Here is a 14156-nt window from a genome sequence, read left to right as displayed (position 1 = left end):
CGGATGCCGAGTCGCAATTAGAAGTCTATATCCTGTTTAGGTTCTTGGTACCTGTTTACAGCTGGTTGACTGCCGCCTTGGTATTGATTATTTCCTTGGTTTTGATTATTGCCTTGCTTTTGATAATTGTCTTTCTTGGATAGCATGGACTGAATCTTATCGACGACTTGAGGAGCTAAATCCATCATTTTTTCTAGAAGGTGCGTCCCTTCATCGAGATGAATCATTTTCACTCCATGGGAACCGACAATCAAAAAGGCAATTGGTGTTATGGAGACCCCACCGCCGCTACCGCCGCCAAAAGGCTGCTTGGAACCGCCTTGCTGTCCTTGATGGTTTCCATCCATCACAAATTCGCTGCCACCGGCTGCAAAACCAAACCCCACTTTGGATACAGTTAAAATGACACTTCCATCCGGAGTTTCTACCGGATCCCCAATGATCGTGTTCACATCGACCATTTCTTTAAGATTTTCCATCGCTTCTTTCATTAAACCTTGAATCGGATGATCTGACATTTAAATTCCCTCCACTCTAGAACGATTGTTTATTGGAATCACCTGATAGCTTCGCTAATTTACTCGACTTGAAGTGCGGCTTTCCGCCTTTCCAATAACGAAGCAGTTTTATTCCAGTCACCATAGCCTGCCCGATTCTGAATTGTAATATGCAGGAAATCGAAGTATTTGCCTGCCATCTCTGAAAGTCGGGTGTAATGGAATAGGAGGGCATGATCCGAAAGTTGAAATAGGTTGTCAGCAAACCGATGATTGAACCTTTAAGTGCCCAGCATGCACCAGTTAAAACACCGGTGTGTGCAGCGTTTTTAGTACCGACCTTACTATGCCAGATGAATTTTTTGACTTGGATTTTCCCAGCGAATTTACGGACGATCTTATGGAATCCGATTATATGCTGAAGAGTTTCCAGAATGTCTGCGAATCCGTCCCGCAAATCTTCGGCTGTGATTTTTTTCATTTCTACCTTATTTGTTTTTCCGTTCATTTCTTGCTCTTTCTTTACTACTGCAGTTCCCGAGTCATCTTCCATTTTTATGACCGGAACCTTGAATGTATAGTGAAAAAGCCCATACCAAGCTGATAATTTAATATGTATTAGGTCATTCGCTTGGACACGCTTGTAGTCGATGGACACTCTTACTTTAGTAAAAATAACAATAAGCAGCACCAAAATGAGGATACCCATAATCATCAAAAGCCACTTCATGCACCTACACCCCTTCAGCCTATCATTATCGGCATATACAAAAAAAAATAAACCTGCAAAAGCGAAAATCACGCTCTTACAGATTTATGAATGAAAGAAATCATCTTCTGATCAACACAACGCCCGTGTCTGCAAAGACATCATGCAAAGCCTGTTTCTTCGGTAATAGGCCTGCCAAGAGATAGCCAATCCAGGTTACTTTTGATATATAGCGGCCAATCAGCTCCCTGAACAATATCGTGCTCCATGAAATGGTTTTTTTCTCTTCCTTCAAGGCAACCACTTTCAGTCCAAAAATCATCTTGCCAAGGGTTTGATTCAAGAATTTGGTCATCAATACAAAGTATAAGAAAAATACGATCCCCGTTAAGAAGCCCTCTGCGGAGAACCAGAGGTCATCAGTTCCTTCATAAAATTTAAAGATGGGATGAATCAAAATCCGGTTCAAGCTTCCGATAACCAATAGATCGGCCAAATAGGCCCAAAACCTCATCCAAAAACCAGCAAAATGCACTTTTTTGACTTCATCATCACCCACAGCCTTTTTGGCTGATGTAAATTCCTGCTGAACGGGAACCTCTTGATCTGCCATTAGATTGGATGAAGCGATTTGTTCATTGTTTTCATTTCTTTCCGTCATCCTTCAGCCCCCCTATTCCGCATACAAATACATTAAGCGTGGAGAATTTGAAGAGGAAAGGATTTTTGTCAAGACTGCCGTTTCCACATCATTTCCCAACATTTTTTGCGCACCCATACTGAATAATGAACCGAAACCTGCCTCATCTGTATAACGGATAACTTGAGCATCCTTTTTACCGATATCCGTTTTCATTGCGGCAATTACATCATCCAAATGGCCGAAATCATCGATTAGATGGTTTTCTTTAGCCTGACGCCCATCATAAATGCGTCCATCGGCAATTTCCCTTACTTCTTTCTCTGTCATTCCGCGTCCGTCAGCAATGACTTTTACAAATTGATCATAAGAATTATTAATCATATTCTGCAGTATTTCACGTTCTTCCCCAGTCATTTCCCGGGTTGGACTCATAATATCTTTGTGTGGTCCGCTTTTGATGGTTTCGAACTCGACACCATACTTCTTGGCCAGCTTCTCGTAATTATACCCATGCATGATGACTCCAAGTGAACCCGTCATCGTTTCTGGGCTGGCATAAATCTTGTCGGCTGGTGCAGAAATATAATATCCGCCTGAAGCAGCCATAGACCCCATTGATACATAAACAGGTTTTTTCACTTTCTTGATATCAAGGATCTTTTCATGAATCTCTGCACTTTCGACAACACCGCCGCCTGGAGAATTCACTCGAAGGATAATCCCTTTGATATCATCATTTTCCTCTGCCATCTTCAGCTTATCCATGAAGGCACGGTGATTATATGTTGCTGAACTAAGTAATGAGGCTTCTCCTGTATCTTGAATCGTGCCCTCTACATCAAATACGGCAATAACATTAGTGTAATCATCGCCTTCTATGACTTCCTCGTAAAATGCACTTTCGGAAGCAAATAATTCATCAATGATATTCTCCGTATCCGCTGTAAATAGAGTAGTGGCCGCCCCTACAGCAATAGATACAAAAAATAAAACGGCTGCGATTCCAAGTGCAGCCCAACGCTTTCCATTCATCTGTTTTCCCCCTTAAATATATGTATCCTTCTTACCATACGAACTAATACCAAAAATGTTTCATTCCATGATAAACTAAGACATATAAAATTGTAGCAAATAATCCTCAAATTGGAAATGCATTGGTCCATTTTGCACAAATTTCATTTATTGTAAACAGGGTTTAGAAAGCCCTTTCATCACCATACATACTAGGGGGGATACGATGGATACTCGAAGGAATATTTATTTTTTCCATGCACCGAATGAAGAGATGCTCAGCAAGGTTGAATACTTATCAGACTTGGCGAAGCAACATTCGTATGAAGTCATCCAGGATTTCACAAAAGCGAACATCATCGTAAGCATCGGTGATGACGGCACATTCCTGCAGGCAGCCCGTAAAACCGGGTTCAGGGATGACTGTTTATATGCGGGCATTTCCACGACAGGTAACTTGAATATGTATTGCGATTTCCACTTGGAAGACAGTGATAAAATGATTGAAGCCATGACAAGGGAGCAAATCGAGGTGCGTAAATATCCAACCATCTCTATCCAATTGGACGATCAGCCCTCCTTCTATGCCCTTAATGAACTCAGTATCCGCTCTTCGATCACCAAAACGTTCATCATGGATATTTTCATTGATCAACTCCATTTTGAAACTTTTCGCGGGGACGGGATCATCATTGCGACTCCGACCGGAAGCACCGCCTATAATAAATCGGTCAATGGGGCCGTTGTCGATCCCCTTCTCCCTTGCTTCCAAGTGAGCGAGCTTGCTTCCGTCAATAATAATACCTATCGGACCCTAGGCTCCTCATTCATCTTAAGCGGTGCTAAGACGTTGACCGTCCACCTTGAACAAAACGGACCAAGCTATCCGATCGTCGGAATGGACAATGAAGCGTTAAGCATCAATCATGTCGAAAAGGTAAAGGTCCGGTTAAGCGGTAAGGTCATCAAGACCGTTAAGCTAAAAGACAATTCCTTTTGGGAAAAGGTTAAAAGGACCTTTCTTTAAACGAAAGGCTGTTTTCACATAATTTGTTGCTATTTACCAGGTAGTGAGTTGTGGTTGATTTCCCCTCCAGAGGCTCGCTTTCCTTGGTGCGGGCGGTGAGCCTCCTCGGCGTAAACGCCTGTGGGGTCTCACCTGTCCCGCTGCTCCCGCAGGAGTCTCGCACTTCCGCTCCAATCAACCTTAAATAGTTTCGTTTTAAAAACAACAATCTTTACGAAAAGAGCCAAACGAAAAAAGGTACCGGATATGATAACCGGTACCTTTATATATGATAAAAATCTTTCGTATTTTGATAAAGGGCTTCATAAACATCCTCAATCGGCAATCCTTTAATCGAAGCAATTTGACGCACACTTTCATGCATCATGCCGGGATTGGTCCATTCCCCATTGAAAACCCCTTCAAACGGCCATGGTCCATCCGTTTCTATCATCATCAGCTTAAGTGGATAGGCCGAAACTAATTCCTGTATTTCCCTCTCATAACAAACATCAGGTGTAATCGAAATGCGGTAGCCCTTTTCGGCCATTCTTTCAACTGTCCGGATATCGCCTTTAAACCAATGAAAGTGTGCCCTTGTAATTTGATGCTTATCCAAAAGGTCGCAAACGATAGGTGCATCGTCATGAACGGCATGAAGGATAACCGGCTTTTCAATCTCTTTAGCTAAGGTCAGGAACCTCTCCAGTATCACTATATATGCTGTGTTATCAATATTGGGGTTTTCCTGCCTTAAGTAATAGGGCAGCCCAACCTCGCCTATGGCAACCATATCGTGACGATGTTCCCGCATCCAGCTCAATAATTCATACACTTCTTCATCACTCGGGAGGGGCTGCTCTGGATGAAAACCAAAGGCAGGCTTAATTCGTGAATCTTTAAGTGAAAGCTGATAATTGTTAATCGAAGAAGCCAAATTCATTGAAACAGTGAGCAAGGATTCCAACTGAACCTTTTCCATGTCTTTCAGGATCTGCTTCCGCTTAACAATATCATACTTATCCAAATGGATATGGCTGTCGATGATTCTCAAATGATATCGCCTCCTTACTTAAGTAGTGAAAGTTGGCTTGAGTGCTGCATATAATTCTCTCTTCAAATGAATAAATTCATCACTAAGAAGCTGTTCTTCTCTTCTTGGCCTTGAAAATGGAACTTTCACTTCTTTGATGACAGCAGCCGGTTTTGCTGATAACACATAAATTCTATCTGATAGGAAAACCGCTTCATCTATGCTGTGAGTGACAAAAAGCACCGACCTCCGATTTTCTTCCCAAACAGACAACAGCCATTGTTGCATTTGCAATCTAGTCAGTTCATCCAAGGCAGAAAAGGGTTCGTCCAGGCACATCAAGTCCTGTGGACTTAAGATACTCCGAATGAATGCCGCCCTTTGCTTCATGCCTCCAGATAATTCATGGGGATATGCTTTATCGTATTCTTCTAAACCAGCTTTCATCAAAAGGTTTTTTGCCTTTTCTTTATCTCTGGTCCCAGCAAGTTCACTTCCAAGCAAAACATTTTCCAATACCGTTCTCCAAGGTAAAAGGGAAGGCTGCTGAGGCATATAGCTGATATGTCCCTTTAAGCCATTTATCTTTTTACCATCCAATGAAATGATGCCATGATCAGGCTTCAAAATCCCGCCGATCAAGTGGAACAATGTACTTTTACCGCTTCCCGATGGCCCAAGGATCGTAACGAATTCCCCATCATTCACTTGGAAATTCATATTCTCCAATATATTCTGCTTACCATCGAAAGAATAGGAGACGTCTTTAATTTCCAGCTTCACCCTTTTCGCCCTCCTTTCTCTTCCAAGAAACCAAGTATTTCTCCAGGAAAGTGATGATTCCAAAAAAAATCAGGCTCATTCCCATAATGATGAAAATGGCTACAAACACCCGATCTGTCCTGAACGCTGAAGAAGCGAGAGTCATATAAACACCAATCCCCGATTTTGCCCCAAGCCATTCCGAAATAACCGCACCCATTACACTATAGGTAGCCGAAATTTTCAGGCCGGAGAAAATGAACGGGATCGAGTGAGGAAGTTCCAGCTTCCAAAATAACTGGTTTTTCCCCGCTCCCATCATCTTGAAATAATGCTTAAGCTCGTATGGTGTCTGGCGAAAACCGTCCAATGATGCGACCGCAACCGGAAAAAAACATACAAGTGAAATCACGATTAACTTAGGCAGCATGCCAAAGCCAAACCAGATCACCAAAAGCGGCGCCAAAACAATGATAGGTATATTTTGTGATAGTATGAGCAGAGGATAAACCGCTTCCTTCACACCTGGAAATAGGTGCAGGATTGCCGCGATCAATAAGCCGATGCAGCTTCCAATAAAAAAACCTGACAACGCAAGCTCGGTTGTGGATATAAGGTGTCCGTAAAGATTGCGGGACGACTCAATTCCTTCAATGAAAATGGCCGATGGAGCGGGAAGCAGCCATTCTTCAACTTTCAATAAGACTGTCACTGACTCCCATACTATCAGCAACAATAATAAAAGAAAGAAGGGAGCCCCCTTCTTCCAAATTCCCCTTCCGATCATGCCCGATATTTCTCCGTTAACGTATCCATCGTAATCCCGCTAGGCTGATATAATATTTTCACTTGGGAAATGACATTCGGCGATCCTATTTCAATCATTCTTACATTCATTTTTTCTATCACGGCAAAAAGCTCGGAAAGCTCCCCCTCCATTGTCGTTTCAAGCGGGTGAACCTCATACTTGACACCTGATTCTTCAATGATCTTGATTGCTTCATCGACCATAGGGATGACATTTTCCCCTTTAGGAATAATTTGTATACTAATTAATGAATTGGCCATTGTATTTCCTCCTATTTTGGTAAAAATTCATTGGTAAATGCCTTTTCAGGATCGAAATCACCTTCAAGAAGCTTATTTTCAGTCATCCACTCACTGTAATTCTTCCAAATTTCAAGCTTTTGTTCACCCCATCGCGGAGCATCATCCTGATACTTGGCTGCAAGCCACTCCTGGCTTTTCTTCACTAGTTTTGGATCAAGATCCGGTGCAGACTCAATTAACATATCTGCTGCATCATCAGGATTCTTAATCGCAAACTGGTACCCTTTCGAAGCTGCATGGACGAATGCTTTAACAGTCTCGGGATCTTCTTTTATCATCTTTTCATTTGTAGTCAAAACAGGCGTATAGTAATCAAGCTTATCAGAGTATTCGGTTAAGTACACCATATTAAGCTTTTCATTTCGCAACTCAGCCTCAATGCCTGTCCAACCATAATAAATCCAGGCAAAATCTATATCCCTTTTAACCGAAGTGAAAAAATCCATGTCTCCTGTATTGACTATGTCCACTTTATTTACATCCGCATTTTCCTTTTTCATGAGTGAATCAATAATGGCCTTTTCAACCGGAGATCCCCAGCCACCATACGTTTTCCCTTCAAAATCCTTGGGAGTCGTAATGTCCTTAGCCTCAGGGGAAGCGAATCCCGAAGTATTATGCTGGATGACGGCAGCTACCGAAACAATCGGCACACCCTGTACGCGGGCCTGCGTTATGCCCTCTTGATAGCTCACGCCAAATTCAGATTTCCCTGAAGCGACAAGCTTATCAGCTCCAGCTTCACCTGGCATGATAATTTCCACATCAAGACCTTGTTCTTTAAAATAACCTTTTTCCTTGGCTACATACAATCCTGTATGGTTTGTATTCGGTGTCCAATCGAGCACGACCGATACCTTCTTTAATTTTTCATTTTTAGATGCTTCTTCTTTTTCATTAGTTCCGCCTGCTCCGCATCCAGCTAAAAGGAAGAACGAAGTTAACAGTGGTAAGAATTTATTCAAGTCATTATCCTCCTACACATCTTATAAGATTCATATGCCGGAACCATAAAAGGGCTCCAGGGCTATTCAAATACTGGATAAAAAAGCAAAAAACGCCCGAAGATGAATTCGGACGTTAACATACAAAACAGAAAATCAGTCATAATATGTTCCCTCCGCTGGCATCACCCAGATCAGGTTCAAAGAGTCAGCATCTAATGGATGCAATCTCAGCCAGCAGTACTGGCCCCCCTACATTTCTCGCACATATGAACTTTTCTCTCTCATTATATCAATTCATGGGGAAAAAGGAATACTAATTTGCTTCTTCTCTCTAATTGGAAAGGTATTCCTGGCACTTCAGGATATCTTGCAAATATCTTTTGGAACGAAAATCATTGAAAGGAAAATAATTCTGCCTCTTTCCATTCCAATATCTCTTGGCTGCAACGGCGGCGGACACGTTCCAAATAGTCATTTCTTTTCAAGCATTCATATAATGAGCATTACATGTAGACATTTTTGTTTACTTGTTTTATTAAACCCTTAATTTCATAAGCAAAAGGTGGATATGTCATGATAAAGATTAATCACAAATGGTTAGATGTCAGTCAAATCCAACCAGGTACAGCCTCTGCCAAATCGCTTGAAACTCTTCAATGCTTGGCGGAAGATTCTAACGTTTTTGAATACCGGAACTTTGGGGATTTTAATTTCGAGATACAGCTGAGGAACCGAGTCATAGAGGCAGCTATTGCGTTGGATAAAAGCGGTCCGGATTTTTCCACACTTGAGGAGTCTCAATCCAATCAACGTTATTGGCACCTTTCAAAGGATGGCACCTTTACCCTTCAGCCAGGGATTCTCCCTCATGCTGCGCTCGTTGACATTTTCATGAATGGAGGGCTTTATGCCTTCGAATGCGGTACAGCAATGGTCGTCACTTTTTTAAAGGCGATTTTGGATTTGATCGGCCCTAGGAATTTCGACCATCTTTTTTCAGACCTATTTTTATATGACTTTCGCCCTCCACAGAATATGGCTCTCATTATTCATCAAGGAAGGGATTATTTACCAGGTGATTGCGTTTACTTCAAAAACCCTGATCACGACTTGGCAACCCCTGAATGGCAAGGTGAAAATGCCATATTATTAGGGAATAACCTCTTTTATGGCCACGGGATCGGGATTACCACTGCACAGGGAATCATCGATGAATTAAATAGCAATAGAAAGCCATTCGCCACCATATCAGCATTTCTGACAACGCATATCATTTCCCTGGATAGTTCCTTCTATAGACAATTCCAACTAAATAACCCCCGTGCCAAGCCCGATAACAGTCCTGCCAGCCTTTCCAATTGTATTGTTTCTGAAATAGGTTCGAAGATATACCTTTCATGACCCTGGCATTTCGCCTATGCCATAAATCCGTTTTATTGAATATCGACATAAAAAAATGCTTGGGCAGAAAATTCCCCAAGCATTTTTTCTATTCAAGCACCAATATTCCCTTTGCCTTTGAACCTGCGGGCACTTGCCTGCCCCCATTTCGTTATGGATAGTGTATAAACAGCCAAGGCTGACCATATGAACAAAAAGGCTAAAAGATGTGCTTTGGTGAAACTTTCATGATAGACGAATACCCCGATCAATAAAGATAAGGTCGGAGCGATATACTGAAAAATGCCTAGCATCGATAACGGGATCTTCTCGGCCCCTTTTGCAAAATATAAAAGAGGCAATGCCGTGGCAATCCCGCCGCCCACCAACAGCAAGCTTGTGCTCCCGTCTGTAAAGAATTGCATTTCCGACCTGTTCATCAAGTAAATCAGGTAACCTAGGGCCAGAGGCGTTACCATCATCGTTTCGAGCGTCAGCCCGATTGCCGATTCGGCCTTGATCATTTTTTTTGCCAGACCGTATAATCCAAAGGTCATGGCCAAAACAAGAGAGATCCACGGGATCGTGCCGAAATGAATGCCAAGGATCAAGACTCCGATTCCTGCAAGCAGGAATGAAATGATTTGGGCCCCGCTCAATTTTTCTTTTAAGACTATCACTCCCAATAGTACACTGACGAGCGGATTGATATAATATCCAAGGCTCGTGTCGAGGATCCGTCCTGAGTTAACGGCCCATATGAACACTCCCCAATTGGCTGTAACAAGCAGTGACGCCGTTAGTAATGCCGTAAAGAGTTTCGGATTGCCCATTATGTTTTTGACATAATCTAGAAACGCCTGCCATTTTTTCATGAACATCAATAAAACCAGCATGAACACGAAAGACCATAATACCCTCTGAGCTAAAATTTCTATTGCACCGACTCCCTGAAGGAACTTCCAGTAAACCGGCACAACTCCCCACATCATGTAAGAAAGGGCTGCATAAATCGCCCCTTCTTTTTGTTGATCCACTTTCATAACAAGCCTTCTTTCCATTTACATTCCTTTATCTAATTCCATCTAACAATTTTGTATTTCCATTTCTTTTTTTGCAACTGTTAATTTTTATCATACATGATTTTGTCATCGATGACCGTCATGACCGCCTCAGCTTTCAGGAGATCATCCGGTGCAACAGCAAAGACATCCAGATTAAACACGGTAAAATCGGCATCGTACCCTTTATTGATCACACCGCGGCGTTTTTCCTCGCCGATTGCTGCAGCACTCCCTTTGGTATACAATGCGAAAGCCTCGAAAACGGAAAGCCTTTCAGACAAACCATATACGGTACGGTCCTCACTGTTGATTTTCATCCTTGTGACAGCGGCATGAATGCCCAAAATCGGATTTAATGGTTCAATGGGTGCATCCGACCCTCCCGCACAAATGATGCCCATGTTCAAATAGGTTCTCCAGGCATAGGAGGATTCCAATAGATTGGCTGATACCTTTTCTTCCACCCACGGAAAATCGGACGGAACGAACCCCGGTTGAATATCAAAGATTACCGGCAGCTTTGCCGCCCGCTCCAAAAGCTCCGGCCGTACAATCTGTGCATGGATGAGCCGGTCCCTCTGTCCCTTTTTCGGGGGGAGGGCTTCAATTGCATTCAATACGTATTCAAAAGCGAGATCGCCAATCGCATGGACAGCAATCGGCATTCCGGCAGCCCTTGCTTTTTTCACCCATTCCTGAAGCTCGTTTTCAGTGAATATCGCGACTCCATTCGTATTCTTTTGATCTACATAAGGTTCGCTCAACAGGGCTGTGCGTCCGCCTAAGGAGCCGTCGGTAAAGATCTTCATGCTGTCGAATTTGATATATCGAGTACCTTTCTGATAGCCGCCGCCTGCTGCCAGCATTTCTTCTAACGCTTCGTGATGGACGAGCAAGTTGGCGCGAAAGGCCATTTCCCGGTCCTCGATTACCGATTTAAACGCCTGATATGTCGGCATGAAGCCATTGTAGTAATGGAGGTCCTCGGTATGACCGCCAGTCAAACCTAGCTTATATGCGTCTTCTATGGCCTCTGTGAGCGCGTTTTCGATATACTCTTGATCAATGCCGGGAAGGCTGTCTAAAATAAGGTTCTGCGCCTGGCTTTCTTTAAATAATCCATTTAAACGTCCGTCAGGATAACGGCAGATCACCCCGCCTGAAGGTTCTTTTATATCTTCTTTAATATCCGCTTCCAAAAGGGCCCGGGAATTGACCACCAAGGCATGACGGCAGACCCTTTTCAATACGATGGGATGATCTGCCGATATCGCGTCAAGCTCATCCCGTAATATCAATTCAGGCCTCGGCCATTCATTTTCATTCCACCCTTCGGCAACGATCCACTTTCCGGCCGGGGTCTTTAAGCACTTTTCCTTCAAGGATTTCATGATCGACTCCCTGCTATCCATCAAAGAGAGGTCTAGACGAAGCAGTCTTTCACCATGTCCGACCAAATGAAGGTGACTATCCACTAATCCCGGCAGCATCGTTTGTCCTTTTAAGTCGATTTCCCTGGAAATATTGCCGGCATGTTCATTTTTCAAATGGTCCAGGCTGCCGGTATCAACAATTAACCCCTTATCAGTGAAGACTGCCTCCACTTGATCATTTTCTTTAACCATCGTATAAATTGACCCATTGAACCATAACGTTCCCATTCCGGCTTTACACTCCTTATTAAATGATTGTTACTGTGCAGATATGCAGTAAGTGTACCATCTCATAACACGAATTCCCATATTTATGCTTTTACCCAAGTCCCTGTCAATAAAAAAACGCCAGCCTTGAAGGCTGACGTTCATGCATTTCAATCAATTGTTAAGGAGTGCTTCTTCCCTTTTCCGTAAATCCACCCGTTTGATTTTACCTGATGTCGTTTTGGGAAGCTCTTCTAAAAATTCGATTTTCCTTGGATATTTATATGGAGCAGTCAATTCTTTCACGTGCGATTGAAGCGTCTTGATCAAGTCCTGGCTGTTCGGATCGATATCATCCATCAAGACGACATACGCCTTGACCACATTTCCCCTTATTTCATCAGGACTTGCTATTACGGCACACTCTTTAACATATGGGTGCTTAACGAGTGCATCTTCCACTTCAAACGGTCCGATCGTATATCCCGAACTGATGATGATATCATCAGAACGACCCTCAAACCAGAAATAACCATCCTCATCCTTTTTCGCTTGATCGCCGGTGATATAATAGTCCCCGCGGAATTGCTGCGATGTCCGCTCGGGATCTTTAAAATATTCTTTAAAAAGAGCAGGTGTATCGACATGTACGGCAATATCACCCACTACGCCAGGCGAACAAGGTTTACCGGAGTCATCGATGATTTCCACATGGTTGCCCGGAGTCGGTTTGCCCATGGAGCCCAATTTAATTTCCATGCCTTTCGTTACACCAACCAACAAGGTATTTTCGGTCTGTCCATACCCATCACGCACTTCAATCTGGAAATGGTTCTTAAAGACCTCGAACACTTTTTGATTTAAAGGCTCTCCCGCTGATACGGCACTATGAAGATGGGATAAATCATAATCATCAAGGTTATCCACCTTTGCAATCAATCGATACTCGGTTGGTGTACAGCATAATGCATTCACTTTGTAGTCCTGAAGCAGCTGAAGATATTTTTTCGCCTCGAACTTTCCATGATAGGCAAGGCCTGTCGCTCCTGTTCCCAGAACCGCCAGGAAAGGACTCCAGATCCACTTTTGCCACCCTGGGCCTGAAGTTGCCCAAACGACATCCGTTTCGCTGATTCCTAGCCAGTTTGCAGCGGACGTTTTCAAATGGGCATAAGCCCAGCCATGTGTATGGACGACCCCTTTTGGATTTCCTGTCGTTCCGGAAGTATACGATAAGAATGCCATATCCTCACTCTTCGTGTCAGCCATGGTCAGCTGATCGGATTCCTCATCGGCGAGCTCATTCAAATCCAGCCAATTTTCGATTCGTTTTCCGATTGAAAACTTCAGGAGGCTTTCCGCTCCTTCTATTTCATTCAATTCGTCAGTATATTCATGATAACTGATGATTCCTTTGACATCACCATGGTTGACTCGGTACTGCAAGTCCTTCGCACGAAGCATTTCAGAACAAGGGATGACAATCATGCCAATTTTCAATGCTGCTAAATACACTTGATAAGCTTCCACCAAACGGGGAATTATGATGAGGACCGTATCACCTTTACCCAGTCCTTTTTTCTTGAAGGCATTTCCAATTTTATTTGCACTTTTTAATAAATTCTCATATGTAAGTTGTTTTTTATCTCCGGTTTCGTTCTCCCAAAGTACGGCAACTTTACCTGGATCTTTTGCATAACGTTCCATTTCACTCACTAAGTTGTAATGTTCCGGAGCCAATAAGTCTTCACGCTTCATATTCTTCCCCTCCAATTATGAACTCTTAGTACCTACTCATTATACAAGATACTTCTCTAAAATTTCTATTTATTTTTACAAATTAAAAAAGAGAGCGGGTATAGGAATCCGCGCCCTTAAGCCAGTAGACAATTCCTAAAGTGAGTTTGCCTTCAGTTTTTCTTTTTAAAAATTCCGCTGATTTTCGAAACCCGATTCCTCTCCGACTGTCTGCCAAGCTATCAAAGCATGCGCCTGTGGAGTCTTGGCTACCCAGTTATTCGGCAGGAGTGTCGCATCTCTTCATTCCAATAAGGATTACTGAAAAAAACTTAAAAGATAAACTAGTCTTAAACATATTCGGGATGTGAGCAGCCTGCAGTTTTTTCAAAAAAACATTTCAGATTATTTCAGAAACCTGTTCCCTCTCGCCAATGTCTGCCAAGCCTCCTTGGCGCAAGCGCCTGCGGGGTCTTGGCTAGCCAGTTATTCGGCAGGAGTGTCGCACATCTCTTCACCCCTTTAAGGAATACTGAAAAAAACTTAAAGGATTAACTAGTCTTAAACATATTCGGGATGAGACCAGCCTTCAGTTTTTTCAATAAAACATTCCAGTT

Annotated in this window: 14 protein-coding genes and 1 riboswitch; of the genes, 2 read left to right on the top strand and 12 right to left on the bottom strand. The window is 42.9% G+C overall.

The window, feature by feature from the left end; all coding sequences use genetic code 11:
- Positions 1–17: 17 nt before the first annotated feature.
- The 4 genes from ytfJ to sppA form a co-directional block, all read right to left on the bottom strand.
- Positions 18–518 carry a GerW family sporulation protein gene (gene ytfJ / locus AC3WLU_RS15185; protein WP_057276717.1) on the bottom strand — a complete coding sequence of 167 codons (501 nt, stop codon included), beginning with the start codon at positions 516–518 and terminating at the stop codon, positions 18–20.
- A gap of 16 nt (positions 519–534) precedes the next feature.
- Positions 535–1227, bottom strand: a complete 693-nt coding sequence (locus AC3WLU_RS15180) for a DUF2953 domain-containing protein (protein WP_057276718.1) — start codon at positions 1225–1227, stop codon at positions 535–537.
- Between the two features lie 100 nt (positions 1228–1327).
- Complete coding sequence (locus tag AC3WLU_RS15175; protein ID WP_082854555.1) at positions 1328–1867, bottom strand: RDD family protein; 540 nt, start codon at positions 1865–1867, stop codon at positions 1328–1330.
- Positions 1868–1879: 12 nt separating this feature from the next.
- A complete protein-coding gene (sppA, locus tag AC3WLU_RS15170) occupies positions 1880–2881 on the bottom strand; it encodes a signal peptide peptidase SppA (protein ID WP_063575484.1) in 1002 nt (333 codons plus the stop codon).
- Between the two features lie 205 nt (positions 2882–3086).
- On the opposite strand from sppA, the gene AC3WLU_RS15165 reads away from it, so the two are divergent.
- On the top strand, positions 3087–3887 hold the full coding sequence (locus tag AC3WLU_RS15165) for an NAD kinase (RefSeq protein WP_063575483.1): 801 nt from the start codon (positions 3087–3089) through the stop codon (positions 3885–3887).
- Positions 3888–4149: 262 nt separating this feature from the next.
- Here the strand turns inward: AC3WLU_RS15165 and AC3WLU_RS15160 are convergent, their stop codons facing one another.
- Genes AC3WLU_RS15160 through AC3WLU_RS15140 form a run of 5 tightly spaced genes read right to left on the bottom strand, consistent with a single transcriptional unit; the run spans position 4150 to position 7736 of the window.
- The gene (locus tag AC3WLU_RS15160; protein WP_413003490.1) at positions 4150–4920 is read right to left on the bottom strand and encodes a TatD family hydrolase; all 771 of its coding nucleotides are present in this window, start codon (positions 4918–4920) and stop codon (positions 4150–4152) included.
- Positions 4921–4938: 18 nt separating this feature from the next.
- Entirely contained in the window at positions 4939–5676 is a 738-nt protein-coding gene (locus AC3WLU_RS15155) for an ABC transporter ATP-binding protein (protein ID WP_057277072.1), read from the bottom strand.
- Complete coding sequence (locus AC3WLU_RS15150) at positions 5666–6448, bottom strand: ABC transporter permease (protein WP_187049868.1); 783 nt, start codon at positions 6446–6448, stop codon at positions 5666–5668. Before AC3WLU_RS15150 ends, AC3WLU_RS15155 begins: the two co-directional genes overlap by 11 nt.
- Positions 6445–6729, bottom strand: a complete 285-nt coding sequence (locus AC3WLU_RS15145; RefSeq protein WP_034309193.1) for a thiamine-binding protein — start codon at positions 6727–6729, stop codon at positions 6445–6447. Before AC3WLU_RS15145 ends, AC3WLU_RS15150 begins: the two co-directional genes overlap by 4 nt.
- Before the next feature lie 11 nt (positions 6730–6740).
- A complete protein-coding gene (locus tag AC3WLU_RS15140) occupies positions 6741–7736 on the bottom strand; it encodes an ABC transporter substrate-binding protein (RefSeq protein WP_063575481.1) in 996 nt (331 codons plus the stop codon).
- Between the two features lie 133 nt (positions 7737–7869).
- Positions 7870–7979: riboswitch (TPP riboswitch) on the bottom strand.
- Between the two features lie 312 nt (positions 7980–8291).
- Between AC3WLU_RS15140 and AC3WLU_RS15135 the strand changes: the two genes are divergently transcribed.
- Positions 8292–9119, top strand: a complete 828-nt coding sequence (locus AC3WLU_RS15135) for a TGL-type protein-glutamine gamma-glutamyltransferase (protein ID WP_221408427.1) — start codon at positions 8292–8294, stop codon at positions 9117–9119.
- Between the two features lie 92 nt (positions 9120–9211).
- Here AC3WLU_RS15135 and rarD read toward each other — a convergent pair whose 3' ends face one another.
- The 3 genes from rarD to mbcS all read right to left on the bottom strand — a co-directional run bounded on the left by rarD (position 9212) and on the right by mbcS (position 13560).
- Positions 9212–10141, bottom strand: coding sequence for an EamA family transporter RarD (rarD, locus tag AC3WLU_RS15130; RefSeq protein ID WP_048677941.1), 930 nt, complete (start codon positions 10139–10141; stop codon positions 9212–9214).
- 80 nt (positions 10142–10221) lie between these two features.
- Positions 10222–11823, bottom strand: coding sequence for an amidohydrolase (locus AC3WLU_RS15125; RefSeq protein ID WP_492597503.1), 1602 nt, complete (start codon positions 11821–11823; stop codon positions 10222–10224).
- Between the two features lie 153 nt (positions 11824–11976).
- Positions 11977–13560 carry an acyl-CoA synthetase MbcS gene (mbcS, locus tag AC3WLU_RS15120; RefSeq protein ID WP_492597502.1) on the bottom strand — a complete coding sequence of 528 codons (1584 nt, stop codon included), beginning with the start codon at positions 13558–13560 and terminating at the stop codon, positions 11977–11979.
- Positions 13561–14156 lie beyond the last annotated feature (596 nt).

The sequence above is a fragment of the Peribacillus sp. FW305-BF15 genome (assembly GCF_058783805.1).
The sequence above is the reverse complement of the archived record's forward strand: the minus strand, read 5'-3'. Positions and strand labels throughout refer to the sequence as shown.